This is a genomic window from Agrobacterium sp. El2ro-1b, assembly GCF_048298475.1.
Classification (GTDB): domain Bacteria; phylum Pseudomonadota; class Alphaproteobacteria; order Rhizobiales; family Rhizobiaceae; genus Agrobacterium; species Agrobacterium fabrum.
In genome coordinates this window covers 1,672,842-1,698,824 of the sequence record NZ_CP103458.1, presented here as the reverse complement: position 1 = coordinate 1,698,824, position 25,983 = coordinate 1,672,842, and the positions used below count along the sequence as shown (strand labels likewise).

Below are 25,983 nucleotides of genomic sequence, written 5' to 3'. Positions count from 1 at the left end.
TGAAACATGTCGCTTCGGCTCGCCACCTTCAATATCGAAAATCTTCTTACCCGTTTCGATTTCACCGGCTTTCGCAACCAGACGCGGCGCGACAGGGCGATCCAGCTTTTCGATATCAGGGATGAGGCCACCTATCAGGCGCTGGAAAGCGCGCGGATGGTGTCTTCCACCGATGATACCCGCCAGCTTTCGGCACTCGCCATCGCCGATGCGGATGCCGATATTCTCTGCCTGCAGGAGGTCGACAACATGGCGGCGCTGCAGGCCTTCGAATATGGTTATCTCTATCGCATGGTCGGCAATGGCTATCTGCAGAAATATCTGGTCGAGGGCAATGACAGCCGCGGTATCGATGTCGCCGTCGTCATGCGCGAAGAGACGCGCGACGGTGACAAGATCGAGGTGGTCGACATCAAGAGCCATGCGGCGCTGACCTATCGCAACCTCGATCTCTTCAATCCCGCACTCGCCGCGACCAACCAGATCGATGACAAGATTTTCAAACGGGATTGCCTGGAACTTGACCTCCGGATCGGCGGCAAGCCGCTGACGCTTTACGTCACACATTTCAAATCCATGACCAATGCCCGCGATGCGGTGGATGCGCGGATCGCGACCATGCCGATCCGCGAGGCGGAAGCCATGGCGGTTCGCCGCATCATCGAAAACCGCTGGGGTGTGGGCAATACCCGCAACAAGAATTTCGCGATCTGCGGCGATATGAACGACTATCAGGAGCGCGTTGCGATTTCCGGCGACAGGCGCAGCGGCTACGGTTTCACGCCCGTCAAGGAGGAGCGCAGTGCGCTCGATATCTTCACGGCTGATGGTTTCGTGGTCAATCCGATGACGCGCCGCGACGTCATGGATCGCTGGACGCTCTACCATTCGCGCGGGCCGCAGGAACAGCATCTGTGCCAGCTCGATTATGTCTGGCTTTCCCCGCGCCTGGCGGAAATGAGCGCCACCCATGTTCCTGAAATCATCCGCAACGGGCAACCTTTCCGCACGGTTTTTCCACCGGGGCAGGAGGTGGAGCGTTACCCCCGCACCGGCTGGGATCGCCCGAAGGCGTCCGACCATTGCCCCGTTGTGATGACGCTGGATCTGATCTAGGTCGCGGTGGAACTTGTCACCGGCGATGCCGCCTAGCCGTTCGCAACCTTCGGGAAATAGGTTGCCCATACCCGGTTTCGGCCCGCACGCTTGGCTTCGTAAAGCCGATCGTCGGCGATGGCGATCAACTCGTCCCAGCTGTTGATGGCGCGCGCCTCCTGCCAGACGACGCCGAAACTTGCCGTCAGTGACAAGCCGGTCTGTTCATCGAAAGTCTGAACTTCTATCAGGCGGCGAAGGCGGTCGGCGGTGGCGGTCGCCGTGGCGTGGCTGACATCCTGCAATACGACGACGAATTCCTCGCCGCCGTAGCGGGCCAGAATATCGGTCTTGCGCAAGGCGCCCTTTAAAAGGCTTGCCGTCTTTTGCAGCGCAAGGTCGCCCATGGCGTGGCCATAGCGGTCGTTGATCGACTTGAAGTGATCGATATCGATAATCATGACACTAAGCGACTGATATTGCTCATCACCACTCAAAATGGCCCGAACGGACTTTTCCAGCGCGCGGCGATTGAAGACGCCGGTCAGCGCATCGGTTTCGGAAAGCGTGCGGAGCTGTTCTGACAGTGCGCGCTGCTGTTCCTCCATTTCCCCCTTCTGCCGAAGCTGCTCGCGCAGGAAATCCAATTCCCTGAACATCTTCGTCACTTCCGGGGCAACGCCGGTCTGGCGCTGAGCCTCCGAAAGATCGCCAGCCGCTATCGCGGAGATTTGCGCCAGGACAGACTGCATGGGCTGGAACAGCGCCGTTTTATAGACCGACGTGAGGCGCAGCAGGACCAGAACGGCGATCAAGGCGAGAAAGAGCGACGCCAGGCCATAGATAAGCGCCTGTTGCTTGTTCTTTTCGATTCGCGCGCGGGTTTCGGCGAGGATAAGGTCACGCAGCTGATCTGATGACCGCATGCCCTGAATGTAGTTTTCGGAAAAATCGCGGATGCTTGGAAGTGCTGAGGGTACGACGATGGCAATCGTATTCTGCGCGTAGCGAAGCGACTGGCCGAAATAGTAGGTGTCGAAATCGCGAAACGCGGCGTCGAGACGCGGTGTCGACAGATAGGCGGCGGTGTAGTTCCACAGCGAGGATTTCACCAGCATGACGCTCTGCATCTCGGTGTCGAACTTCGCGCGATAACTTAATCTGTCCTGCCTGTTTGCCTGCAGGCTCATCACCACGTAAGAGCCGAGGCGACCGATTCTGTCGCGCATGACACCGGCGGTGCCGGTCATTGCGATATCGATCGCGACATCGGGCGTTTTCGTGATGATGGCGCGCGCCGCCTTGCCGCGGAGCAGGTTGACGCTATCGGCCGCCTTGAACATCGATTGAATGGCGTTGGCCATGGCGCTGTAGCTGCGCGCTTCCGGGGAAAGGGCGGCAACCGCGTCCACCGCCTCTCGCGATTGTGCGAGTTTCTGACGGGTTTCCGCAAGTGACTTCGCCAAGCCGGGTTGCGTTTTGATTTCTTCGGCGAAGGAGGACTCGACCTGAGACAGCTTGTCGTCTGTCGCCTTGCGCGCAACGGCCAGGCGCTCGATCAGGCTTGCATCCGCAGAAGTGGCCGCCATCAGGTTATTGGCCGGGCCGCGCTCGGCCGAGACCAGCCATGCGGATTGCAGCGCGGTTTCAAAGCGGTTCAGTTGCTGTGCGTTCGTTCGATAACGAAGATAGTTGGAAACGCTGGGCAGCGCGGCAAGTGTAGCCAGCAGGACGGCGCTTACGGCAATAACGATTGTGCCTGTCAGCTGGATTTTCTGTATGCTCGCGCGCATCGGGTGCGTTATTCTCGCTGGAAAGGTTATGGTCTGTCGCCATGTTAGCTTCGCCGCGTAAATACTTCGCTTATTTTATGAGCCTTTTGCTTTAATAGCGATCAGGCGGATACGTCCGTGAGATTACGGTGTAAAAAAGAGGCCTGCGCGACGAGCCGCAGATAATTTTTGCTTTACACCAAGTCAGAATCTGATAGTTGGCAAGGCACTGGCTTGCCCTTGTAGCTCAGTTGGTAGAGCACCTGATTTGTAATCAGGGGGTCACGAGTTCGAACCTTGTCGGGGGCACCAGTATTTTCAAAGGCTTAGCCTTTTCTTTTCCCCGTTTTCACCTCTGTTTTGATGATCCTATGGCTTTATGTGATAAAGCTTGTGCACGATCGACCAGCTGCCGTCGCGTTCCAGCAGGGACAGATATTCGTAAAAATCCATGCCGTCGAAGCGGGTTGTGAGCTTTACCGAGGCACTGTCACCCTCCTTGTCGATGCCCATGATTTCGAAGGCGGGATCGTGGCCGGGCAGCCCGCGTTCGCTCTTGCGCATCTGGCCGACGAAATCTTCAAGCGACAGCCATTCGATTTCACCTTCGAAGGTGCCGACGATGCTGGCGCGAGGATCGAATACATCCCGCATCAGGCCCTCATCCGCATAGGCCATGGCATGGACGTAGTCCGTGACGGTCTGGGTAATGGTTTGCGGCATCGGATCGTCCTCCCTTCAGATCCAAAAGCCGAGCTTACACCTGTTGGCGGCTTTCCACCATAAGGCCCTGAAAATGCGCCTGATATGCTCCCTTGAAAGATATTTTCCAGTGGGCAGCGGCAGAGAGGGTGCCGAATGACGCGGCATGTTTTGCCATCGCTTTCCACAATTTTGTCCCGCCCGTCATTATAGTCGCCTTCTGTCCGACAAATTTGGGCATCAAGGGCTTTCCCGTGCGTTGTGCCGCGCAGCTTTGTGTGGGCTTTGCCGGTTTAAAAGCCGGGACGGGGTGCCGCACGGGGTGGAATTGGCCTATGATCCGCCGGCAGGCCTCAGGAGCGTGGCATCGGGCATGCGGGTAACAGTTTGCGTTTGAAGGTGTTTTTGTGATCGATCCCTATGTTTTGCTTGGCGTGGAGCGCGATGCCGACGAGGCGGCGATCAAGACGGCCTACCGCAAGGTGGCCAAGGCCGCGCATCCCGACAGCGGCGGTGATGGCGAGCAATTTGCGCGCCTGCAAACGGCTTATGAGCTTCTGAAGGATCCGGTGCGCCGCAGGGTGTTCGACGATACGGGTTACGATCCGCAGCTTGCCGACGCCAAGGACCTCAAGGGCCTGCTGATGCTGGAAACGCTGGTCAATGAATTCATTCTGGATGAGCGTGAACCCGGCAGTTTCGATCCCGTCGCGGCCATGCGCCGCAAGCTGACGGACGATATTTTGAAAAGCCGTTTCCATATTCTCGAGCTGGAGCGGCACCGCACGCGGGTGCGCAAACACATGGATCGTCTGGGTCGCAAGCCGGAAACGGATGTGCTGAGCTCCATGCTGCGTGCCCGCAGCCAGTCCATAGCCGAAGCCATCCGCAACGCCGAAACCCAGATCGAGGCGATCGAGCAGGCCTATACGATGCTGGAAGGTTATTCCTACGAGCTGGAGACCGTGACGCTCACCGAACCTCTTTTGAAAGGCGAAGCGGCGGAATAAACCCGGCCGCTCAGGGGCCGTTGGCCAGCGCGAGGATGAGCTGGTGCACCCGCCCGCCCGGCGAAAGCTCGTCGCGGTCGAAATCGCGGCCGCGCTGGCGCTGCTCATTGGAAAGCTCGCCCAGACGCTGCTGCAGAACCACACGCACCTTCTGGCATTTGGGATCGTTCTCCGCTCTCAGCCCGGTGCTGAAGGCTTCGATCTTCTTCACCATATCGAGAATATGCTCGCCATGGACGCGCTCATGGGTTTCGACGCCGGAAATGAAGGTCTTCCAGCTGGCGGCGACAGCGGGCGGCAGGTTGGCCGGCGCTTTCGGCCAGGTGTAGATGATGGTGAGATTGGGCTTTGCGGTGGCCAGCACGCAGGCGCCATCCGGCTGCGGACGATAATCCCGTCGCCATGTCAGCTTGAAGGTGGTGTGGGCAATCGCCTGCACACCGGCCGTCGGGCCACGTTCGCCAATGGACTGGTAGAGCCCGCCGCCGCTATTGCCGCTGATGGCATAGGTTTTGATCTGTTCGGCGGGTTTCCAGCCCGTGGACTGGGCTGACAGCGGAAGGGCGCTCAGCAACAGGGCGGCGCTGACGGAAAGGGAAAAGAGACTATGGGCGGGCACGCATCGATCCTTGGTGATTTGCGCGCCGAAGATAGGCGAGGGCCGGGCTCCTAGGCAAGTGTCTGTCAGGCAAGGGGATGCCGGGAGAGAATAACCGGTTGCTGCGCGGAATGGTCAATATGAAAACCCCCGCGCCTCGGCGCGGGGGAAACAAGTGAACAACCACAGGGGTAATCAGTCGTCCAGCTTGTCGTAGTCGAGCTTGGGGGCGTTCTGCAGCGCGTCCTTGGTGGTGTCGACATAGGCCTTCCAGGTGCCGTTGTCGTTGTGAACCGCTACGGATGCCGGGTCGAGCACCACATAGCTCTTGTCGATGCCGAGGAAGCCGCCAACGCTGGCGACGAGACCGATCACCGACTTGCCGTCGCCAATCACCACATCCTCTATCTCGCCGATGTTCTCGTTCTGGGCGTTATAGATGTCCATGCCGTCAAGCTGGGAGGCGGTGAGATCGGTCTTCTGGACATTGACGAACTTCAGCGGGCCGCTGGCCTTGGTGCCCATGGTGATGCCGGGGCCCGACAATGTGGCGTCCGCGCCGGCAGCAGGGGCCGTGGTTGCCGTCTGGGCAAAGGCCACGGAAGAGGAGAGCGCTGCTGCGGCAGCGAGAGCGATGACATTGATTTTCATGATGTTTCTTCCCTTTGTATGCTGAACATTGCGTTCGGGGAGGAAACGGCGGGAGGCGGATTTGGTTCCGCATGGGAGGGGAGGAAAATTTGGTCTATGCTGAAAGAAGGAACAGATGCGCAGCAGGCCGGGAATGGCGGCGCGGCGAAATCGGGAGGGCATCATGGCAAAAACGGTTACGGAAAAAGATGCGCAGGAGACCGCAGCATCTGAGGTCATCGACCGTAAAATCGCGGAGCTGGACGATTGGCGCGGTGATATGCTCGCACGCATCCGCGCGGTGATCCTGAAAGCCGATCCCGAGGTGATTGAAGAGGTGAAGTGGCGCGGCGTGCCGGTCTGGTCGCATGCCGGTATCCTTTGCACGGGTGAAACCTACAAGAACGCCGTGAAGATGACATTTGCGAAGGGCGCTTCGCTTGATGACCCGATGGGCCTGTTCAATTCCAGCCTGGAAGGCAATACGCGGCGGGCGATTGATTTTCACGAGGGGGATGTCGTGGATGAGGAGGCGCTGGTGGCACTGATCCGGGCTGCGGTGGCGTTGAACCTTGCGGGAAAGAGCGCAAAGAAAGGAACCGGAAAATGATCGGTGTGTCTGGGGAGGTCCATGCCTCAATCGCCGGCGATGTCGACTGCCTTATCCCATTCCCCATCCACAAACTTCAACGCATCGATGATCGAAACCTTCCATACCGACCAGACATGATCACCATCGGTCACCCGCAATTCGGATTTGCGTTTGTCGGCCTGCAGCGTCTCGTGCAGGGCGATGGCACCGCGCCAGAGGAAGAAGCCATCATCGTCGCCGACGGTCAGATAGGTGGCGGGAAGGTCCTCGCTTTCGGCGACGTGCTGGGCGACGAGCGTAAAGACGTTCTTTTCGTTAAAGAGCCTGGCGTCGAATGGCGTGCCGAAGGCGCCGGAAAAATGATCGCCGGTTGAAGGCAGCACGATACCGCTGGTGATCGTGGTACGGTCGACCTGATGGAAAAAGGCGCTGTCCTGGATGAGTTTCAGTTCGGCGGGCGTCTTGTCGAGATCGGAGGCGGGGACGTTCTGCCAGATGGCGCCGGACAGGCTGGCGACGGCGCCATAGAGGTCTTCGTGACCGTAGGCCAGATGCAATGCGCCGAAACCGCCCATGGAGAGGCCGGCGATGGCGCGGCCTTGACGATCCTTGCGCACCGGCAGGGTTTTTTCGATCTGGTGGCGCAGGTCGCCGGTCAAGGCGGTTTCGTAATCGCCGGGGCCGCCGACAGCGGCGGAATCCACGTACCAGCTATTCTTGACACCGGGCATGACGACAACCAGCGGCCGGATGGCGCCGGCTGCGATGAGCGTATCGAGCGTCTTTTCGATATTGCCGAGATCGCGCCAGCTGTTCTGGTCTCCATCATGGCCGTGCAGAAGATAAAGCACCGGCCAGCCGTTTTCGGGCGGTGCGCCATCCGGGCGGTAGATGTTGACGGGAAGCGGCGCGTTCAGCGCTGGGCTGTGGAAGGTAGCGTCTTCGATCTGCCCGGCAAGCGCTGCTTTGCAGGATAGGAAGAGACACAGGGCCGCCAGATTTTTTCGAACCATGCCGTGTTTCCCTGTTGGCCATTTTATAAATGCAAGCGACGGTCGCAGCGATGGTGAGTTGGGACCGGAGCCAGTGGCTTATCGCCCCGGCCGTCCCGTCTTGCCCTTCGTCCGGCTTTTTCGCTTCTGCTCCCCCGCATCCTCGTAGGAACCCGCACCGATCTTGCCGCGGACCAGCGGTCTCGGATCATCGGCGGCACGCTCGGGCTGGCCTTCCAGTAGCGGTGAGAACCGTTTGCCGGCTTCTGTTTCGGGCTTGTCGGGCACCGCGCCGCGCACGGGCTTCTCGGTTCTTCCCACCGTCATTTCGTCCAGCGAGTTTCTGCGGAATAGCGGCTTTCCGGCGTCCGAGCCGGGGCCCATTTCGTCCAGAGAGGGTTTGGCGAAGAGGGAGTTGCTGCTTTCGTTCGCGGCGTTACCCCCCTCTGTCCTGCCGGACATCTCGCCCTCAAGGGGGGAGATCGACGCGTGGCGGGCGCTCGTTCCGCTTTTCCGGGACTTGCCGCCACCCTCGAGCGATTTGGCCTCTTCCTTGGCCATGGGGTCGTCCATGGTGGCGAGTTCGGCGGCTTTGAGGCGTTTGATCTCGTCGCGCAGGCGGGCGGCTTTTTCGAAGTCGAGGTCGGCTGCGGCGTCGCGCATGGATTTTTCGAGTGCGTTGAGATGGGCCTGCAGATTGTTGCCGACCAGATGGCCGCCATCGGCGAAGCCCTTGCCGGAAACGCCTGAAATATCGGCCCTTACGTGGTCGCGCTCATAAACAGAATCAAGAATATCGGAAATCTTCGCCTTGACCGATTCCGGCGTGATGCCGTGTTCGGCGTTGTAGGCCATCTGCTTTTCGCGGCGGCGGGAGGTTTCCTCCATCGCCCGCTTCATCGAGCCGGTGATGTTGTCGGCATAAAGGATGACCTTGCCGTCGACGTTACGGGCGGCGCGGCCGATGGTCTGGATCAGCGAGGTTTCCGAACGGAGGAAACCTTCCTTGTCGGCATCGAGAATGGCCACGAAACCGCATTCGGGAATATCGAGACCTTCGCGCAGCAGGTTGATACCAACAAGCACGTCGAAGGCGCCAAGGCGCAGGTCGCGGATGATCTCGATGCGTTCCAGCGTGTCGATATCAGAGTGCATGTAACGGACGCGCACGCCCTGTTCATGCAGATATTCGGTCAGGTCCTCGGCCATGCGCTTTGTCAGTACGGTGCAGAGCGTGCGATAACCCTTGGCGGCGGTCTCGCGGATTTCACCGAGAACGTCGTCCACCTGGCTGCGGGCGGAACGCACCTCCACCGGCGGATCGATGAGGCCGGTGGGGCGGATGACCTGTTCGGCGAAGACACCGCCGGACTGTTCCATTTCCCACGATCCGGGGGTGGCCGAAACCGCGACGGTGAGCGGGCGCATCGCGTCCCATTCCTCGAAGCGCAGCGGGCGGTTGTCCATGCAGGAGGGCAGGCGGAAGCCGTATTCCGCCAGCGTCGCCTTGCGCCTGAAGTCGCCACGATACATGCCGCCGATCTGGCTGACGGAGACGTGGCTTTCGTCGATGAACAGCAGGGCGTTGTCAGGGATATATTCGAACAAAGTCGGCGGCGGTTCGCCGGGATTGCGGCCGGTGAGATAACGCGAATAATTCTCGATGCCGGCGCAGGAGCCGGTCGCTTCCAGCATTTCGATATCGTAACGGGTGCGCTGCTCCAGCCGCTGGGCTTCCAGCAGGCGTCCGGCCTTTTCCAGTTCGGCGAGGCGGACCCGCAGCTCTTCCTTGATCGACTTGATCGCGCCATTCAGCGTCGGGCGCGGGGTGACATAGTGAGAATTGGCGTAAATCTTGACGGATTGCAGATCGCCGGTCTTCTGGCCGGTCAGCGGGTCGAATTCGGTGATGGAATCGATCTCGTCGCCGAACATCGAGATGCGCCAGGCGGCATCCTCAAGGTGGGCGGGGAAGATTTCGATCGTGTCGCCGCGCACGCGGAACGAACCGCGCTGAAAATCCATGTCACGGCGTTTGTATTGCTGGGCCACGAGGTCGGCCAGTAGCTGGCGCTGGTCCAGCCGGTCGCCCACCTGCATCTGGAAGGTCATGGCGGTGTAGGTTTCCACCGAGCCGATACCGTAGATGCAGGAAACCGAAGCGACGATGATGCAGTCATCGCGTTCCAGCAGCGAGCGGGTGGCGGAGTGGCGCATCCGGTCGATCTGTTCGTTGATCGACGATTCCTTCTCGATGAAGGTGTCGGAGCGCGGCACATAGGCTTCCGGCTGGTAATAATCGTAATAGGAGACGAAATATTCCACCGCATTGTCGGGGAAGAAGTTTTTGAATTCGGAATAGAGCTGCGCCGCCAGCGTCTTGTTCGGCGCAAGGATGACGGCCGGGCGTTGCGTCGCCTCGATCACCTTGGCCATGGTGAAGGTCTTGCCCGAACCGGTGACGCCGAGCAGCACCTGGCTGCGCTCGCCGGAATTGATGCCTTCCACGAGATCGGCAATCGCCGTCGGCTGGTCGCCGGCCGGCTGGTACTCCGAGTCCATGCGGATGGTAACGCCGCCTTCGGATTTGGGCGGACGGGCCGGCCGATGCGGCGTCCACATCTTGCCGTCCTTGAACAGCGGATTGCCGCTCTCGATCAGCGCCGATAGCGCCTCGACGGTGGCGGTGACTGCACCCGGTGCGAGGTTGGCCGCCTCCTCCAGAGAGACGTCCATCCCAGCTACCGGATTGAGACCGGCGGCGGCGCGGGTTTTCGGATCGCTCGACGCGCCGATGGAGACGCCGCGCGCTGTCTTGGACGCTGTGGTGTTCTTCGCCGTCTTCGGGGCCGCTTTTTCCGCTTCCTTGCGCGCCTCGATCTCGATCTTCTTGCGGTGCTTGCCGGCTTTCGAGGCGATTTCGCGCTGGGTTTCCACCGAGCCCGCCTCGGCTTCCGCCTCAAGCTGCTTTACCCAGTCGGCAACGCTGCCGCTCAGCGGCGCGCCTTCGAATGACGATTGCGGAGCTTCCTCGAAGCCCTGACGCGAGGAGGTGGTGTTTTTCGGTGATCTGGCCATCGGCGAAATATGGAGGGAGTCACGCGCAAAGAAAAGGGGAGGCGGTGAAAAAATGAGTACAAAAAGGAAACGAAGCGGCGGAACGAAATTCGGATGGATGCGTTGCGCGGCGGCTGGAGAGGTGCCTCAGCCGCGATTGTCGTTTTCCGAATATTCCACGCGTGCCTTGCAGATGCGGACATGGTTCTCATCGGCCCATTGCACCAGCAATTGCATAGGCACCAGAAAAGAACGGCCGAGATTGGTCAGCTCATATTCCACGCGCGGCGGCACCTCGGCATAAAGCGTGCGGCGAATGAAGCCGTCCTCTTCCAGCCGTTTCAGCGTGCGCGACAACATCTGCTTGGAAATATCGTCGATCCTGCGGTTCAGCTCGTTGAAGCGCAGAACTCCGCCCTGAAGGGCTTCGAGAACCAGCAGGCTCCATTGATCGCCGATGCGGTCCAGCACGTCGCGGATGGGGCAGGGCTGCTCGAAAGCGAAGATTTCATTGGTCTGTGTATCCGGCATTGTCCTTACCCCTTGCCCATTTTAGCGCCTCAAGGTCATCGCCATGTGACCAGATCACCGGCGGCTGACTTCTTGCGGCCAGCCTCGCGATACCATAGCTTTGCTTTACGGTCTATTATTTAGACTAATGACGATAACAGCAGAGGAAACAAGCCATGGCTAAAATCGCACTCATCGGCGCTTCCGGCAATGCCGGATCCCGTATCCTGAAGGAACTTTCCGATCGCGGACACCAGGTCACGGCGATCGCCCGCAACCCCGAAAAGATCGCCGCCCTGCCAAATGTGGTGGCGAAGAAGGGCGATGTTTTCGATCCGGCGGCGCTTTCGGAACTGCTGAAGGGTCACGATGCCGTGATCAGTTCGGTTCACTTTACCGCCAGCGATCCCGCAACGCTGATCGAGGCGGTGCGCGCCTCCGGCGTTCAGCGTTATCTCGTGGTCGGCGGCGCCGGCAGCCTTGAAATCGCGCCGGGCCAGCGTGTGGTCGACCTGCCGGATTTCCCCGCCGCCTATAAGGCCGAAGCAACGAAGGGTGCGGAATTCCTGGACAAGCTGAAACAGGAAAAGCAGCTCGACTGGACTTTCCTGTCGCCATCAGCCGAATTCGTGCCGGGCGAGAGAACCGGGAAATTCCGGATCGGCAAGGACAACCTTCTCAGCAATGACCAGGGCAGCCGTATTTCTTTCGAGGACTACGCCATCGCCCTTGTCGATGAAATCGAAAAGCCGCAGCATTCCCGCCAGCGTTTCACCGTCGGTTATTGAGAGGTATCAGCCATGAATTTCGTGACACGCCGTCTCGCCATCGCCACGCTTGCGCTCGCACCCGCGCTGATGGCCGCTCCGGTTCTGGCCGAAACCGCCAAACGCGATCTGGCCCAGGAAGAAGCCAACCGCAAGCTGGTGATCGAGTTTTACGACACCGTCTTCAACAAGCATGAAGTCGCAAAGGGCGCCGCCGTCATCGTCGACAGCTACAAGCAGCACAATCCCATGGTACCCGATGGCAAGAAGCCGTTCGTCGATTATTTCACCGGCTTTTTCAAGGAAAACCCGCAGGCAAAATCCCGGATCGTGCGCAGCGCCACGGATGGCGATCTGGTTTACCTGCATATCCATTCCACGGATAAAGAGGGTGCTCGCGGAGCCGCCATCGTCGATATTTTCAGGGTGACCGACGGCAAGATCACGGAACATTGGGACGTCATCCAGCCGGTGCCGGAAAAGGCTGCAAACAACAATACGATGTTCTAGGCCAGCTTCTGCCAAACCGCCCGCAATTCAGAAGTATACGGCCGGGGGAAACTCTCCCGGCCGTATTCTTTCAGGCTGCGCGTTGCTTCTGGCGGGACTGTACGATCTGATCCAGAACAAGCATGATCAGCAGGCTTGCGCCAACCAGGGGGAACAGGATGCCGCCGATGGCAAGCATGGCGAGTAGGCCGCGCAGGACGCGTTTATCCTGCGGCAAGGGTGGCACACCGAGCGAACCTCTGGGGCGGCGTTTCCACCACATGATGCCGGCGGAAACGGCAAGCAGGACGATGCCGAAACACGCTGCCAGCAGTACGATCTGGTTGGCGACGCCGAATTGCTGGCCCATATGGACGTTGATCCCCCATTCCAGCGCCTTTCCAAGCGGACCGTAATCGGTGTAGCTCATGTCGATCAGCGGCTCGCCGCTATATTGATCGAGATGGACGACACGCTGCTTTGAAAGGTCGTCGGGATAGACCGAGCCGCTATAGACGCCGGTGGGTTTAGTCGGTAGCGCGACGGTATAACCGGCGGCAAGACCAAGTCCGTCGAAACGTGCGATGGCCGCATTTATTCCGATTGGTTGCCCGGTGGCGGATGCGGTGGATTCCGGCACCTTCGCCTGTTCCAGCGACCAGCTGGTCTTGGCTATGTGATCGAGATGTTCGCCGGACATCGGAACATCGGTGCGCACGCCGGCCGGGTATCCGAAATTGCTGCCATTCGCCCATTCATTGACCTTCGCGCCCCAGACGCCCGACCAGGGCATGCCGGTGACCGCAAGGAGGACGATGAAAAAGCCCACGAAAATGCCGGTGACGGCATGGGTATCGCGCCAGAACACGCGCTTCTTCGGCGTGCCGCGCACGGTGACGACACCGCCCGTCTGCTTGCGCGGCCACCAGAGATAGATGCCGGTGGCAACAAGAAGGATGGACCAGCCCGCGGCGATCTCGATCAGATAACGGGCATAAGTGCCGAAATATTTCAGGCTGTGGAGATAACGGATTGTCCACATGACAGTACCGCGATCGGGCAGTGAACCGGCAACCTCAGCCGTATAGGGATTGACGTAAACCGCTCGCTTGCCGTCGTCCGTATTGACGGTGATTTCCGTGGAAGCACCCGGATCGGCTGATGTCGTATATTTGACGGCGGTACCGGGCACGGCTGCCAACGCCGCAGCGACGATTTCGGAAGGTAGCGCTTTCGGTGCGTTCTGCACCACCTCCACCCGCTTCAGATCGGAATGGATGAGATTGTCGAATTCGTCCCGGAAGAGATAAAGCGCGCCGGTGACGGCAAGCGATATCATGAAGGGCAGGACGAGTAGACCGGCATAAAAATGCCAGCGCCAAACGGCGCGGTAAAGATTGATGGATGAGGACTGCGCAGGTGCGCGCTCGCCCTCGAAAGAGGTCGTGACGGACATGAATGTCTCCGCAAAAGATTGGATTTCCGGCGGGCCGGGGAGGTCTCAAGCGTGCGGAGAGGTGGGTGGTGCGCGTGGACGCGATTCCAGATTGGGTGGCGAAGGCGGCAATGCGGCGTCGAAGTTCACAAAGGCGACTTCACCGCTCGCAATGACCCGATCCGCGCGTTCTACGGGCGTGACCGGAAGAGTAGCGATCGTGGCCGATGCCAGTCGGCAGAGCGTGCCGCAGCAGTCGCCGACGATCTTGCCCGCCGGATCCTGCTTGCCCGCGCCGCCTTCCGGCATGTGGCTGGAGCAGATGATTTCATCCGCCGCCAGCGCGGCCATTGCCATGTTACCGGTGGTCAGGCCACTGGCGAGACCCTGCAACAGGAAAAGCAGAATCGCCAGCGTGGCGATGGCGCCCGCCGAACTCCTGTCCTGCATGATCCTGCGAATGAATCCCATGCAATCGCAATGTCATATTCGCGGCGAAATGTCACCGCGACACAATGACGATACACGGTGGGGGCGTTCTTCAGGCCAGCAGGTCGTAGGTGCGGAAAATCCACGCGATCTGGTAGACCAGCGCGAAGATCACCAGAAACCTGTGAAAGCGGCGATTGTCGATGAAGGCGGCCGCTATGAACAGGACAACGTAAATAGCAGTGCGGATGAGATATTCAGGCCCGAGCGAGGCGAGGTAGTCATGTCCCTTCAGCAGCGTGTCGCCGACGTCAGTGACGAAAAGCGCGGCCAGAAACCCGAAAAACCAGCTTTTTCGGGAAAAGAAATAGTCCTCGTATCCCTTGTATTCCTTCATATCAGTGGGAAACAGCAGCACGCAGAGGAAATAGAACAGCGAGCAGAACAGGATGAGGAAAAGGAAGGCGCCGAAATCCAGCACATGACCAGTGGCGGAAAGCCGATGCTCCCACCACCAGAAATGCACCAGCATCAGAAACAGGAACGCCACCCAGCCGATATGCAGCGGGTAGATGCGCTCCTTCTTCGGATGCTGCACGAAACCGGCAAGGCCGGTCAGCAGACGCGCAAGGCTGAGGCCGACCACCATGCCCATGACCGCACGGATGTGCGAATAGGCTTCTGCGGCGTTGACGGCGGCCTCCATCGTGTTCACTCCGCCGGAGGAATGGGCGTCGGCTGCCCGTTTTCGTCCATCGCCACCATGATGAAGGTGCCGGCGGTGACCTTTTCCAGCTTGTTGTAACGCGAGCGCTGCGCCCAGGCTTCGACCGTCAGCGTGATCGAGGTGCGGCCGAGACGGGCGATATCGGTATAGATCGACAGCGTGTCGCCGATCTTCACCGGCAGTTCGAAGGCCATCTCCTTGACCGCTGCCGTGACGACGCGACAGCGGGACCGTTCCGCAGCGCGGATGCCGCTTGCCAAGTCCATCTGGGACATGACCCAGCCACCGAAAATATCACCGGCCGGGTTGGCGTCGGCCGGCATGGCGAGTGTCCTCAGCGTCAACTCGCCAGTCGGTTTGATGGGCAGGTCGGTCATGTCGGGATTTGCTCCTTGCGAATGTTAAAGACGCAGCATGCGTTGCGCTTTGTTATTTCGCAAGGAAGGGCAAGCGTCAGGACGACGCTTTGCCCAGAAATTGCTGCGTTGCATAAAGGGCGATGGCCGCCGCATTCGACACGTTGAGCGATTTGATCTCGCCCGGCATGTCGAGACGGGCGAGCGCCGAGACGGTTTCGCGGGTCTTCTGCCGCAAGCCCTTGCCTTCGGCTCCCAGGACCAGCGCGATCTTTGCGCCGGCGAAGGTTTGCTCGATGGGGGCAGGGCCTTCCGAATCCAGACCGACCGAGAAGAAGCCGAGCTTGTGCAACTCGCCCAGCGTATCGGCCAGATTGGTGATCTGGATATAGGGGATGAGTTCCAGCGCGCCGGATGCGGACTTCGCCAGCACGCCTGACTCCGTCGGGCTGTGGCGGATGGTGGTGATGACGGCGCCGGCATTGAACGCGACCGCCGAGCGCATGATGGCGCCGACATTGTGGGGATCGGTCACCTGATCGAGCACCAGGATCAGCGGGCTTTTCTTCAAGGCGTCGAGCTTCTTGACCGGAAGCGGCCTGGTTTCCAGCATCACGCCCTGATGGATCGCCTCGGGGCCGAGCACCTTGTCGATCTCCTGCGGCGAGACAATCTCGACCGGGAAGGGCTGGGCTTCGGCTTCGCCGATATCCAGCCGCGCAAAGGCATTGAGGGTAACCGACAGCTTGATGAGCCGCCGTTCGGGATTGGAAAGCGCCGCGCGCACGGTGTGCAGGCCGTAAAGATGGACCTGATCCGGCGCAAGCTGCGGCGGCTTCCAGTCTTCGGCGCCACGGTTGCGGCGCTTCGGCTGCTGCGGGGTCGGAATTTCGCCGCGCTCGCGTTTGGCATCGCGCACGGCACGGCGCAGGGTGGCGTAGTGCGTATCGCGGGTGGATTTGTCGTTTGGATCGTCTTTGCTCATGGCGCCTTATATCTCTGCGACGCGACGCACACCAGCCCCCGCGATAATCCACAGGGCTGCAAAGCGGATTGAATTTTTTCCCGAAAATTCGTGAAACGGCGTGTTGACAGAAACGAACGAGGCCGTCATATACGCGCCACAGACGACGCAACGGCGCTTCGCCGCAGCGAAATCTGTAGAGCTTGGTCGCTCGATCCTAGCAGAAAGCTGGAGGGATGCCCGAGTGGTTAAAGGGGACGGACTGTAAATCCGTTGGCTACGCCTACGTTGGTTCAAATCCAACTCCCTCCACCATTCTGCACGGATCGAAATCACCACCGCGGGTATAGCTCAATGGTAGAGCAGCAGCCTTCCAAGCTGAATACGCGGGTTCGATTCCCGCTACCCGCTCCAGCGATCGTCCTTCCAAAAAATAAATCACGCTCATCAAACGCCGGTTTCCCGGTGTTTTGTTTTGCGCGTTGTGGCTCCTATCGCCGCATCGTCCGAAAGGGCGGCGCTGATCACGCATGGCTGTGCCCACACCAGAAATCGCACCCTCGCCTTGATTTGTGTCATTTGGCTTTTTGCTGGAACCAGCGTTTACATCCCTGTAATAATCAATAGGTTGGCCGCATCTTTTGAGCAGGTCGAACGTTCTTGCAAAGAGAGCGGCTGGAGAAAGTTATGAGTTCACATACGCCGAAACTGGATAGTTGCGGCGCAGAGCCCATCCACATTCCCGGTGCTGTTCAGGAACATGGAGCCCTGGTGGTTCTGTCCGCGCGGGAATTATCAGTGGTGCAGGCGAGCGATAATCTCGCCGACTATATTGGTGTGGACCTGCCAATCGGGGCGGTTGTCACCGACGCAATCTTGCCGTTCATCTCCTCACTGTCCGCCTGGTACTCCGGCGAGGAGAGCAATTTCCGATATGCCTGGGCCGAAAGGAAACTCGATGTTTCGGCGCATCGATCCGGGACCTTGGTTATTCTTGAAGTGGAAAAGGCAGGAGAGGGCGATTCGGCTGAAAGGCTGATGGGTGAACTCACCAGTCTGGCGAAATATCTGAACAGCGCGCCGTCGCTGGAGGACGCGCTTTTTCGGACGGCGCAACTGGTGTCCTCGATCAGCGGTCATGATCGTACTCTGATCTATGATTTCGGACTGGACTGGAGCGGCCATGTCGTGGCGGAGGCCGGAAGCGGGGCTTTGCCGTCTTACCTCGGACTTCGCTTTCCGGCGGGCGATATCCCACCGCAGGCGCGGCAGCTCTATACCATCAATCGCCTGCGGATGATTCCCGATGTCGATTACAAGCCCGTGGCGATCAGACCGCAGGTGAATGCGGAAACGGGAGCGGTGCTCGATATGAGCTTTTCACAGCTTCGCAGCGTGTCGCCGGTTCATCTCGAATATATGCGCAATATGGGCACGGCCGCTTCGATGTCGGTGTCCATCATCGTCAATGGCACTCTCTGGGGCTTGATTGCCTGCCACCACGCGACACCCCATTCAGTATCCCTTGCCGTGCGTGAAGCCTGTGATTTTGCAGCGCAACTCCTGTCGATGCGGATTGCGATGGAGCAGAGTTCCCAGGATGCATCCCGCCGGGTGGAGCTTGGCCACATTCAGGCGCGGCTCTTGAAAGGCATGGCCGCCGCCGAAAAATGGGTTGATGGCTTGCTGGGAGGCGAAAATGAAAGAGAAGACCTGCTGAAACAGGTGGGCGCGGATGGCGCAGCGCTTGTCCTGGGCGACGACTACGAGCTGGTTGGCAAGACGCCCTCACGCCAGCAGGTTGAAGAATTGATTCTGTGGCTTGGCGAACGGGAGATCGCCGATGTCTTCGCGACCGACAATCTTGCCGGCGACTACCCCGCCGCCGCGGCTTATGCTTCCGTTGCCAGCGGCATTATTGCGATGCGGGTTTCGGAGTTGCACGGCAGATGGCTCATCTGGTTTCGGTCGGAAGTCATAAAAACGGTGCGCTGGGGCGGTGATCCGCATAAGACGGTGCAGGAGAGCGGGCGCATTCATCCGCGCAAGTCCTTTGAAATCTGGAAGGAGCAATTGCGCAACACGTCGTCGGCCTGGTCGGAGCCAGAACTTGCGGCAGCGAGGGAGCTTCGCGGCGCGATCATCGGCATTGTATTGCGCAAGGCCGAGGAAATGGCGGATCTGACACGGGAATTGCAGCGCACCAACAAGGAGCTGGAGGCTTTTTCCTATTCCGTTTCGCACGACCTGCGCGCGCCGTTCCGTCATATTGTCGGGTTTGCGCAGTTGTTGCGGGAGCGCAGCGATGCCCTGGACGAGAAATCCGTGCATTATCTGCAAATGATATCGGAGGCGGCGCTGGGTGCCGGCAGATTGGTGGATGATCTCCTGAATTTTTCACAGCTTGGCCGAACGCAACTCACCCTGAAACCGGTGGACATGCAAAAGGTGGTGAGCGAAGTTCGCCGCTCTCTTTCACACGCGGTTTCCGATCGCAAGATCGAGTGGCGGATTGGAGAATTGCCGGTGATATTCGGGGATCCGACCCTGCTGCGGCAGGTCTGGTACAATCTCATTGAAAACGCCATCAAATATTCGTCCCGGGAGCCGGTGTCGATCATCACCATTTCTGCGGTTGAAACCGAGGATGATGTCACTTACTTGGTCGAAGACAACGGGGTTGGCTTCGATATGGCCTATTACAGCAAGCTTTTTGGCGTGTTCCAGAGGCTGCAGCGGGTAGAGGATTTCGAGGGAACGGGCATTGGACTTGCGCTGGTGCGACGAATTGTCGAGCGCCATCACGGTTTGGTGGGTGCCGAGGGAACTGTCGGTGAGGGAGCCACGTTCTCCTTCACATTGCCGGTTACGAAAGTTGAAGAGGAAAAAATTGCCTGAACTCAGACCCATTCTGCTCGTGGAAGATAATCCACGCGATCTGGAACTAACGCTGACCGCTCTTGAGAAATGCCAGCTGGCAAATGAGGTGGTCGTGGCGCGTGACGGCACCGAGGCACTCGACTATCTGAATGTCACCGGCAGCCATCACAACCGGCCAGGTGGTGATCCGGCCGTGGTCCTTCTCGATCTCAAACTCCCGAAAGTGGATGGGCTTGAAGTTTTGCAGACGGTCAAGGGCAGCGATCACTTGCGGCACATTCCCGTCGTCATGCTGACGTCGTCCCGAGAAGAGCAGGATCTCGTCAAAAGCTACGAACTCGGCGTGAACGCATTTGTCGTCAAGCCTGTGGAATTCAACCAGTTCTTCAAGGCGATACAGGATCTTGGCGTCTTCTGGGCCCTCCTGAACGAACCGCCACCGGGTGCACATCGCAATGGCGGATGAGACGGTGTTGCGAATGGAGGCAAGCAGGCTTCTTCTCCTCGAAGACAGCTCGGTGGATGCGGAACTGATCGAGGAACAGCTTTCACGACTGTCGCCGCCGCCTGCGGTGACGAGGGCGGTCGGCAAGGCATCGTTCATCGAGGCGCTGGAAAAACAGCAGTTCGATATCGTTCTTGCGGATTTCTCCTTGCCGGACTTCGATGGCATGTCGGCGCTTGATCTCGTCATGCAGACCAGACCTGATACGCCGTTCATTTTCGTGTCCGGCATTTTGGGTGAGGATGCGGCGATCGATGCATTCCGGCGTGGTGCGACGGATTATGTCCTCAAGCAGCGGCTTGTGAGATTGCCATCCGCTGTCGAGCGCGCACTGGCGGAAGCTCGTGAGAAACAGGAGCGAAAACGGGCGGAGCTGCACAAGGAGCTGCTCGTCCGCGAGCTCAGCCACCGTGTCAAGAACACGATGGCAATGGTCGTTTCCATCATTCGCAGAACGGCAAAAGGCAGCACTTCCATCAAGGATTACCAAGAACGGCTGGTTGCCCGTGTGAGTGCTCTTGCGGAGAGCCACGCCCTGCTTTTTCAGAGCAACTGGGGCGAGACGAACCTGCGGGATGTCGTGAAGCGTGCGATCGAGCCGCATAATACCTTTGCGAGCAGGGTTGAGCTCGATGGTCCGGACGGCGTGAATGTGTCGCCAAAATCGGCGCTGGCGCTCGGAATGATCCTGCATGAGCTGGCAACGAACGCCCAGAAATACGGTTCTCTTTCCGGTGCAAACGGAAAGGTCGAGGTTTTCTGGAAAAAGATTCTCAACGGAGACGGCAACGACTGCATCGACCTGCGGTGGCAGGAGAGCGGCGGCCCCCCTGTTTCCTTGCCGCAGGATACCGGATTTGGAACAACCCTTATAACAAGGGGTGTGCAATACGAATTGCAGGCGGAAAGCGAAATTCGCTATGATCCCGACGGCCTGCAATATCGGGTTATCTTTCCCCTGGACTAAGTCGAGAGACGGAAAGAAGCGGGTGGGGCACCAGACCGAGATTGGCCCCGTCCTGGTTGGTCCCGACCTAATTGGTCAGTGAAAACTCATTCGCCAGAATACGCGACAGATTGTCGAAATCGCAGGGTTTGGAGACAACTGTCAGCCCGTCGAGTTTCGCGCGGACCCCGGGTATCTCCGCATATCCGCTGCAGATGACGAAGGGTATGTTTGCCGCCTTGAGCTCCTCAATGACGGGTAAGGACAATTCGCCTCGCAAATTCAGATCGATGACGGCACCATCCAGATCGGTGGCGTTTATTTTCTCCAGGGCCGCACCAATGTGCGAAACCGGCCCGACGACGTTAACTCCCAGATCGGAAAGAAAATCCTCCATATCCATCGCCAGAAGCGCATCGTCCTCCAAGACGAGGATTTGTTTTCCCTGAAAATTATAGCTCATCGTTACCGCATTCTCGTCATTTTGGCTCAGCCCAGATACGTCCAGTCAACCTTGCACAACCCTTAAGTCTCCTCCTGGTTCCCTCCATAAACAAAAAGAAAACAGTCGCCTCCGGTGTCGTCCTACTCTAGTTTGCACAATTAATTCGTGCCTACCGGGAATTTGGTTCTGTGACTGGTTTTTCACCGTTTGCCCAACGAAGCCTTTTGATGCTTGCCGTGGGTGTTGCGATTTTGATTGGCATGGTCTCCATGTCGTTGTGGCTGGTGCAGGTGAATAACCGCTATTCCCAGGAAACGGCGGAACTCCGACGTTTTCGTGCCGCTGTTTTGGATGTGCTGACGACGATGCAGGACATCGAGACCGGCCAGAGAGGATATCTGCTCACCAATAATAACGATTATCTGGTGCCTTACGAAGACGCCATGCGTGGTTTGCCCCAACGTCAGTCGAGACTTTTCGATCTTCTGAAAGGCGAACAATACAAACAGTCCCTTTCGGGCTTGAGGCAGGCAATCGACGCGAAGCTGGCGGAGACGCGCGAAACCATCGATTTGCAGCGCGCTGGCCGTATAACGGAGGCGGTTGAAGTCGTTCGCAACAATGACGGCAAACGCTTCATGAACGAGATCAGGACCATTCTGTCTGATCTGCAATCGGACACCGACGATCGGCTGCGCATCATCGTTGCGGATCAACTGGAGGCCGCCAACACACTCCGCTGGGTCACTGTCGGCGGTGCGCTTGCCATCCTCATTGTGGTCGGTGGCTCGATTTTCCTCGTCTTCACCTATATCCGTGCCCTGACAAGGTCGCGGGAGGATGTCGATGAACTCAATCGTCATCTTGAAGAACGTGTCGAGGAAAGAACGCGCGATCTTCGCAGCGCCAATCAGGAAATCCAGCGCTTCGCATATATCGTGACGCATGACCTGCGCGCGCCGCTCGTCAATATCATGGGCTTCCTGTCCGAATTCGATACGTCGCTGAAGCCGGTGACGCGTTATGTTCTCTCAGATGGCCAATCGCTGCCGGAGGATGTTATCCGTGAGGCGCGGCTGGCGGTTGAAGAGGATATTCCCGAGGCCATAGGCTTCATCCGCTCGTCCACCCGCAAAATGGATCAGCTGATCAACGCCATCCTGAAAATATCCCGTGACGGCCAGCGAAAGCTGCAGCCGGAGAAGGTCGATATCGAAACGTTGCTTTCGTCGCTGTCTGAGACGGTACGCCACCAGATCAACGCCAATGGCGGCGAGATCGAAGTCGAAACGCCGAAGCTGACGATCGTGACCGACCGGATATCTCTGGATCAGATACTCGGAAATCTCTTCGACAATGCGGTGAAATACCAGATGCCTGGTCGTCCGCTGAGGCTGAAGGCCCGGGCCTATCCGGCCGGACGGGGTGCGATTTGTATCGAAGTCGCCGATAACGGGCGCGGTATCGGCGAACAGGATCTTGAACGGGTTTTCGAGCTCTTCCGCCGGGCGGGCAGTCAGGATCAGCCGGGTGAGGGCATCGGTCTCGCGCATGTTCGTTCGCTAATCAGAAATTTAGGAGGTGACATTAAAGTCGAGTCTAAACTTGGCGAAGGCAGCACATTTATCCTGCTGATGCCGAGTGACCTCAGACGCGTGACGAAGGAAAGCGACAAATGAAAGCGACCGGTCAGGAAGTAACGATCGTGATGATCGAAGACGACGAAGGCCATGCCCGGCTGATCGAGAAAAACGTGCGGCGTGCCGGCGTGAACAACGAGATCGTGCCTTTTACGCTCGGCGCCAAGGCGCTGGACTTTATATTAGGCGAAAGTCGGGATGGGCTTGTCAGCAAGGACCGTTATCTTCTCGTCCTGCTCGATCTCAATCTCCCGGATATGTCGGGCCTCAATATTCTCGAGCAGATCAAGAGCAATGAATATACCCGCCGTTTGCCCGTGGTTGTTCTCACAACCACCGATGATGAGACTGAGATTCAGAAATGCTATGATCTCGGCGCGAATGTTTATATAACCAAGCCGGTCGATTATGAGGGCTTTGCCAATGCCATCAAAAATCTCGGCCTGTTCTTTTCCGTAATTCAGATACCTTGAAGGCATGATGGCTTTGCGCGTTTTGTATGTCGACGACGACCCGGCTCTGGCGCGGCTTTCCAGCCGCGTTCTTGGTCGTCACGGTATGGAGGTGGTTCACGCCACCTCCGTAGCTTCCGGCCTCGAGCTTTTTCAAAACGGGCAGTTCGATGTCGTCGTTCTCGACCATTATTTCCAGACGGCGACGGGCATGGAATTTCTCGCCGCGATCCAGACGATACCGGCAAGGGCGCCGGTTCTCTATGTGACGGGGTCCAACGAGGCCCAGATCGCCATAGACGCGCTGAAAGCGGGTGCTGCCGACTACGTCATCAAGAATGTCGGGGACGACTTCTTTCCGCTTCTGCTCACGGCCATCGAGCAGGCATTGGAAAACCATCGCCTGCGCCAGACCAAGGAAGAGGCCGACCGCTTGCTGATAAAGGCCAAAGAGCACGCGGAAATGATGGTCAAGGAGATGAACCATCGTGTCGCGAACAGCCTGTCGCTGGTGTCGGCCATGATCCGTCTGCAAATAAACACCGTGAAATCGCAGGAAGCAGAAACCGCTTTGTTGGAAACGCAAAGCAGGATTTCGGCCATCGCCGGCGTGCATCGCAGTCTTTATAATACTGCCAATGTCGGTCTCGTATCTCTGAATTCCTATCTGACCTCCATTATCAGCGACCTGTTTCAGGCGGTGCCCGGCTCTTCTTCCGTCACGGTTGAGACTTCCCTTTGCGAAATCGATCTCAAGGCTGATCATGCCGTTGCGCTTGGAGTCATCATTACCGAGCTTCTGACCAATGCGCTGAAATATGCCTATCCCGACCAGACCGGCGTGGTTCGCGTCAATCTCTCTGAAGAAAACGGGCAATTTGTCCTCGTCGTCGAGGATGACGGCGTGGGCGTGCAGCCGGAGTCGGCGCCCCGCGGCACCGGCCTTGGTACCAAGCTGATCATGGCCATGGCGCAGAATATCGGTGCCCGTGTCGAGCAGACGCATACACATCCCGAGCTGAGGCAGGGAACGCGTTTTGCAATGATATGGCATGAGAAGCGGTAAGGAGCGATTATCCGCCTTTACCAGCGCCAGGATGAGCGGCGCAGAAGCTTCTCTCAAGCGGTGCTAAAACCGGTGTGAAACCTCACAGATGCCGTGCAGTGCCGACAGCGATGACCGGGCCGGTTGCCTGACCGGTCGGCGAGCCCCCGAAGGGTTCCACGCTGATTGCGAAGGTCGTGCCATCCGATATGTTGCCGCGCATGTCGGCCGGAATGATGAGGTCGCCATTCGTGCCCGGCTGGAAAACGCCAAGCGAGCGTGTCTTGCCGCCATCCATGACGAGCCACAATTCCAGTGATTTTTCGTCTGTCTTTCCAGTTGCGACGGGCACGATATGCATTCTCCCCGATTCCGTATCATAGGAAGCAAGAAGATTGACTTGGCTGTCGGTTGTTGCGAGTTCGGCCACGAGCGGAGGGGTGCCTTGCCTCTGGTCTGGGAAGGCAGCATAAACGACGGCTGCGACGGCGGCGGCGCTGGTGGCCACTGATATCCAGCGCCAGAAAGATGCGGAGTTCCACAGGCTGCCATTCGTATTGAGCGCCTTGCCGCCGAACAGGCGCTCTTCGATCCGGGCAAGCACGACGGCGCTCGGCGTCTGCTCTTCATAATCGGCGTTGAAGTCGGAAAACTCGGATTCCCAGCGCTGCACCAACAGTGCGAAAGCCCTGTCGTCCTGGATGCGTCGTTCCACATCACGGCGCTTTTCAAGCGACAGGACGCCCAGCACATATTCGCCGGCGAGGATTTCATCGCGCGAGTACATTCCGCCGCTGTGGTCGCCCGTTGTCATCGCTGCATGCACTCTCTGAGTTTGAGAAGACTGCGCCGCAGCCAGGTTCTGACCGTGTTCAATGGCACACGCAATTCATCGGCGAGTTCGAGATAGCTCAGACCCTCGACATAGGCACGGCGTACGGCCTGTGCATGCACGGTCTCCAGTTCGCGCATGCAGTTATCGATCCTGCGGCCTTCATCGGCCAGAACGACCTGTTGTTCGGGATCACGAATATTCTCGTCGGTGAGATCATAAGCTTCGTCGATGTCATCGCCTGCGGGTTTACGCGCACGGATCGTGTCTATCGCGTGGTTGCGGGCGATGGTGGCGAGCCATGTCGCCGGTTTGCCGGCATTGACCGCAAATGTCCGGGCGCGCTGCCAGACCTTGATATAGATTTCCTGCAGCGCCTCTTCGGCTTCCGTCCTGTCCCGCAGGATCTTCAGGCAGATCGCAAAAAGCTTCGGGCTTGTCGCCTGATAAAGCGAGACGAATGCTGAACGATCACCCATGCCGACGCGGTTGATAAGCGTTGCGATCTCTGTTCCCTGCATTCGAACCTTCCTTGCTTTTCCTCCTTTATAGGGTTGTCTCTCGCAGGAAGACAAGACATGCAGGAGAGGAAGTTCACGCCATACGAGTGATAAGGGGTTCGGACTTAGGCCGTCAGCAAAAACAAGCGTTGTCATGGCGCACCTGCCGAATTTTCAAGCGGGCCGAGGAGGCGTACCGTTATGAGATAACCGATGGTGGCCGCTGTCGCGGAGACGAATGTTCCCCACAGAAGATCGGCAACGGTCAAGGTGGTGGACCAGTTTTTCAAGGTTGCCTGATTGGTCAGATCGTAAGTGGCGTAGGCCATGAAACCGACAACCGCGCCGTAGAACAGCGCCGTTGTCCATTCCCCTGACATCAGAGCCGGACGGACCGCGAGAAAGGTGAGACCAGCCGCGTAGATGAGATAAAAAATGATCGCCGGGGCCAGTCGGAAATTGTCCGCGAGAAGATCGCCGATGGCCGGCCGATAAAGACGCGACGCCATGGTGCTCAACCAGATAAAATCAATCACCAGGAAGGCGACGAGGGTCAAGAAATAAGCGGCAAGATAGGTCTTCATCGATATTTCCTTTATGGGCATGGAGAGAT

At 58.5% G+C, this 25,983-nt stretch carries 28 protein-coding genes and 3 tRNA genes; 14 read left to right on the top strand and 17 right to left on the bottom strand.

Annotated features, from left to right (window positions below; genetic code table 11):
• Positions 1-6: 6 nt before the first annotated feature.
• Entirely contained in the window at positions 7-1,116 is a 1,110-nt protein-coding gene (locus NYR50_RS08535) for an endonuclease/exonuclease/phosphatase family protein (RefSeq protein ID WP_418135630.1), read from the top strand.
• Between the two features lie 32 nt (positions 1,117-1,148).
• Here NYR50_RS08535 and NYR50_RS08530 read toward each other — a convergent pair whose 3' ends face one another.
• The gene (locus tag NYR50_RS08530; protein WP_418135629.1) at positions 1,149-2,888 is read right to left on the bottom strand and encodes a GGDEF domain-containing protein; all 1,740 of its coding nucleotides are present in this window, start codon (positions 2,886-2,888) and stop codon (positions 1,149-1,151) included.
• A 215-nt stretch (positions 2,889-3,103) separates the two neighbouring features.
• Between NYR50_RS08530 and NYR50_RS08525 the strand changes: the two genes are divergently transcribed.
• Positions 3,104-3,179: transfer RNA gene (locus tag NYR50_RS08525), tRNA-Thr, on the top strand.
• 57 nt (positions 3,180-3,236) lie between these two features.
• Here NYR50_RS08525 and NYR50_RS08520 read toward each other — a convergent pair.
• Positions 3,237-3,590, bottom strand: coding sequence for a nuclear transport factor 2 family protein (locus NYR50_RS08520; protein WP_006310625.1), 354 nt, complete (start codon positions 3,588-3,590; stop codon positions 3,237-3,239).
• Positions 3,591-3,624: 34 nt separating this feature from the next.
• Positions 3,625-3,810: a hypothetical protein gene (locus NYR50_RS08515; protein ID WP_418135628.1), complete on the bottom strand. Its 186-nt coding sequence runs from the start codon at positions 3,808-3,810 to the stop codon at positions 3,625-3,627.
• Between the two features lie 166 nt (positions 3,811-3,976).
• Between NYR50_RS08515 and NYR50_RS08510 the strand changes: the two genes are divergently transcribed.
• A complete protein-coding gene (locus tag NYR50_RS08510; protein ID WP_418135627.1) occupies positions 3,977-4,579 on the top strand; it encodes a J domain-containing protein in 603 nt (200 codons plus the stop codon).
• A gap of 10 nt (positions 4,580-4,589) precedes the next feature.
• On the opposite strand, the gene NYR50_RS08505 is transcribed toward NYR50_RS08510, so the two are convergent.
• Positions 4,590-5,198: a DUF922 domain-containing Zn-dependent protease gene (locus NYR50_RS08505; protein WP_418135626.1), complete on the bottom strand. Its 609-nt coding sequence runs from the start codon at positions 5,196-5,198 to the stop codon at positions 4,590-4,592.
• A 174-nt stretch (positions 5,199-5,372) separates the two neighbouring features.
• Positions 5,373-5,828 carry a PRC-barrel domain-containing protein gene (locus NYR50_RS08500; protein WP_060723339.1) on the bottom strand — a complete coding sequence of 152 codons (456 nt, stop codon included), beginning with the start codon at positions 5,826-5,828 and terminating at the stop codon, positions 5,373-5,375.
• 163 nt (positions 5,829-5,991) lie between these two features.
• On the opposite strand from NYR50_RS08500, the gene NYR50_RS08495 reads away from it, so the two are divergent.
• Positions 5,992-6,417, top strand: coding sequence for a DUF1801 domain-containing protein (locus NYR50_RS08495; protein WP_418135625.1), 426 nt, complete (start codon positions 5,992-5,994; stop codon positions 6,415-6,417).
• Between the two features lie 26 nt (positions 6,418-6,443).
• On the opposite strand, the gene NYR50_RS08490 is transcribed toward NYR50_RS08495, so the two are convergent.
• The 3 genes from NYR50_RS08490 to NYR50_RS08480 form a co-directional block, all read right to left on the bottom strand.
• Entirely contained in the window at positions 6,444-7,412 is a 969-nt protein-coding gene (locus tag NYR50_RS08490; protein WP_418135624.1) for an alpha/beta hydrolase, read from the bottom strand.
• A gap of 78 nt (positions 7,413-7,490) precedes the next feature.
• A complete protein-coding gene (uvrB, locus tag NYR50_RS08485) occupies positions 7,491-10,469 on the bottom strand; it encodes an excinuclease ABC subunit UvrB (protein ID WP_418135623.1) in 2,979 nt (992 codons plus the stop codon).
• 126 nt (positions 10,470-10,595) lie between these two features.
• Positions 10,596-10,979 carry a winged helix-turn-helix transcriptional regulator gene (locus NYR50_RS08480; protein WP_418135622.1) on the bottom strand — a complete coding sequence of 128 codons (384 nt, stop codon included), beginning with the start codon at positions 10,977-10,979 and terminating at the stop codon, positions 10,596-10,598.
• 155 nt (positions 10,980-11,134) lie between these two features.
• Between NYR50_RS08480 and NYR50_RS08475 the strand changes: the two genes are divergently transcribed.
• Entirely contained in the window at positions 11,135-11,746 is a 612-nt protein-coding gene (locus tag NYR50_RS08475) for an NAD(P)-dependent oxidoreductase (RefSeq protein ID WP_418135621.1), read from the top strand.
• A gap of 12 nt (positions 11,747-11,758) precedes the next feature.
• The gene (locus NYR50_RS08470) at positions 11,759-12,235 is read left to right on the top strand and encodes a nuclear transport factor 2 family protein (RefSeq protein ID WP_080808059.1); all 477 of its coding nucleotides are present in this window, start codon (positions 11,759-11,761) and stop codon (positions 12,233-12,235) included.
• Positions 12,236-12,305: 70 nt separating this feature from the next.
• Here NYR50_RS08470 and NYR50_RS08465 read toward each other — a convergent pair whose 3' ends face one another.
• From NYR50_RS08465 to rlmB, 5 genes are all read right to left on the bottom strand, one after another.
• The gene (locus NYR50_RS08465; RefSeq protein WP_418135620.1) at positions 12,306-13,670 is read right to left on the bottom strand and encodes a PepSY-associated TM helix domain-containing protein; all 1,365 of its coding nucleotides are present in this window, start codon (positions 13,668-13,670) and stop codon (positions 12,306-12,308) included.
• Between the two features lie 45 nt (positions 13,671-13,715).
• Positions 13,716-14,120: a DUF2946 family protein gene (locus tag NYR50_RS08460; RefSeq protein ID WP_418135619.1), complete on the bottom strand. Its 405-nt coding sequence runs from the start codon at positions 14,118-14,120 to the stop codon at positions 13,716-13,718.
• A 70-nt stretch (positions 14,121-14,190) separates the two neighbouring features.
• Positions 14,191-14,784 (bottom strand): hypothetical protein, encoded by a 594-nt coding sequence (locus tag NYR50_RS08455; RefSeq protein ID WP_418135618.1) that lies wholly within the window; start codon positions 14,782-14,784, stop codon positions 14,191-14,193.
• A gap of 5 nt (positions 14,785-14,789) precedes the next feature.
• Complete coding sequence (locus tag NYR50_RS08450) at positions 14,790-15,182, bottom strand: acyl-CoA thioesterase (RefSeq protein WP_418135617.1); 393 nt, start codon at positions 15,180-15,182, stop codon at positions 14,790-14,792.
• 76 nt (positions 15,183-15,258) lie between these two features.
• Positions 15,259-16,146 carry a 23S rRNA (guanosine(2251)-2'-O)-methyltransferase RlmB gene (rlmB, locus tag NYR50_RS08445; protein ID WP_418135616.1) on the bottom strand — a complete coding sequence of 296 codons (888 nt, stop codon included), beginning with the start codon at positions 16,144-16,146 and terminating at the stop codon, positions 15,259-15,261.
• Positions 16,147-16,355: 209 nt separating this feature from the next.
• Here rlmB and NYR50_RS08440 point away from each other — a divergent pair.
• From NYR50_RS08440 to NYR50_RS08420, 5 genes are all read left to right on the top strand, one after another.
• Positions 16,356-16,440: transfer RNA gene (locus NYR50_RS08440), tRNA-Tyr, on the top strand.
• A gap of 25 nt (positions 16,441-16,465) precedes the next feature.
• A tRNA-Gly gene (locus NYR50_RS08435) sits at positions 16,466-16,539 on the top strand.
• Positions 16,540-16,812: 273 nt separating this feature from the next.
• A complete protein-coding gene (locus tag NYR50_RS08430) occupies positions 16,813-19,023 on the top strand; it encodes an ATP-binding protein (protein ID WP_418135615.1) in 2,211 nt (736 codons plus the stop codon).
• Positions 19,016-19,471, top strand: coding sequence for a response regulator (locus NYR50_RS08425; protein ID WP_121650967.1), 456 nt, complete (start codon positions 19,016-19,018; stop codon positions 19,469-19,471). The genes NYR50_RS08430 and NYR50_RS08425 overlap by 8 nt, the downstream gene beginning before the upstream one ends.
• Positions 19,461-20,477: a sensor histidine kinase gene (locus NYR50_RS08420; RefSeq protein ID WP_418135614.1), complete on the top strand. Its 1,017-nt coding sequence runs from the start codon at positions 19,461-19,463 to the stop codon at positions 20,475-20,477. The genes NYR50_RS08425 and NYR50_RS08420 overlap by 11 nt, the downstream gene beginning before the upstream one ends.
• 67 nt (positions 20,478-20,544) lie before the next feature.
• Here NYR50_RS08420 and NYR50_RS08415 read toward each other — a convergent pair whose 3' ends face one another.
• Positions 20,545-20,919, bottom strand: coding sequence for a response regulator (locus NYR50_RS08415; protein WP_418135613.1), 375 nt, complete (start codon positions 20,917-20,919; stop codon positions 20,545-20,547).
• A 209-nt stretch (positions 20,920-21,128) separates the two neighbouring features.
• Between NYR50_RS08415 and NYR50_RS08410 the strand changes: the two genes are divergently transcribed.
• Genes NYR50_RS08410 through NYR50_RS08400 form a run of 3 tightly spaced genes read left to right on the top strand, consistent with a single transcriptional unit; the run spans position 21,129 to position 24,059 of the window.
• The gene (locus NYR50_RS08410; protein WP_418135612.1) at positions 21,129-22,580 is read left to right on the top strand and encodes a sensor histidine kinase; all 1,452 of its coding nucleotides are present in this window, start codon (positions 21,129-21,131) and stop codon (positions 22,578-22,580) included.
• Entirely contained in the window at positions 22,577-23,014 is a 438-nt protein-coding gene (locus tag NYR50_RS08405) for a response regulator (protein WP_006316407.1), read from the top strand. Before NYR50_RS08410 ends, NYR50_RS08405 begins: the two co-directional genes overlap by 4 nt.
• A 4-nt stretch (positions 23,015-23,018) precedes the next feature.
• The gene (locus NYR50_RS08400; protein ID WP_418135611.1) at positions 23,019-24,059 is read left to right on the top strand and encodes a sensor histidine kinase; all 1,041 of its coding nucleotides are present in this window, start codon (positions 23,019-23,021) and stop codon (positions 24,057-24,059) included.
• Between the two features lie 82 nt (positions 24,060-24,141).
• On the opposite strand, the gene NYR50_RS08395 is transcribed toward NYR50_RS08400, so the two are convergent.
• The 3 genes from NYR50_RS08395 to NYR50_RS08385 form a co-directional block, all read right to left on the bottom strand.
• Complete coding sequence (locus NYR50_RS08395) at positions 24,142-24,852, bottom strand: anti-sigma factor (protein WP_418135610.1); 711 nt, start codon at positions 24,850-24,852, stop codon at positions 24,142-24,144.
• Positions 24,849-25,391 (bottom strand): sigma-70 family RNA polymerase sigma factor, encoded by a 543-nt coding sequence (locus NYR50_RS08390; protein WP_174008800.1) that lies wholly within the window; start codon positions 25,389-25,391, stop codon positions 24,849-24,851. Before NYR50_RS08390 ends, NYR50_RS08395 begins: the two co-directional genes overlap by 4 nt.
• Positions 25,392-25,522: 131 nt before the next feature.
• Complete coding sequence (locus NYR50_RS08385; RefSeq protein WP_174008799.1) at positions 25,523-25,954, bottom strand: DUF2177 family protein; 432 nt, start codon at positions 25,952-25,954, stop codon at positions 25,523-25,525.
• Positions 25,955-25,983: the final 29 nt, after the last annotated feature.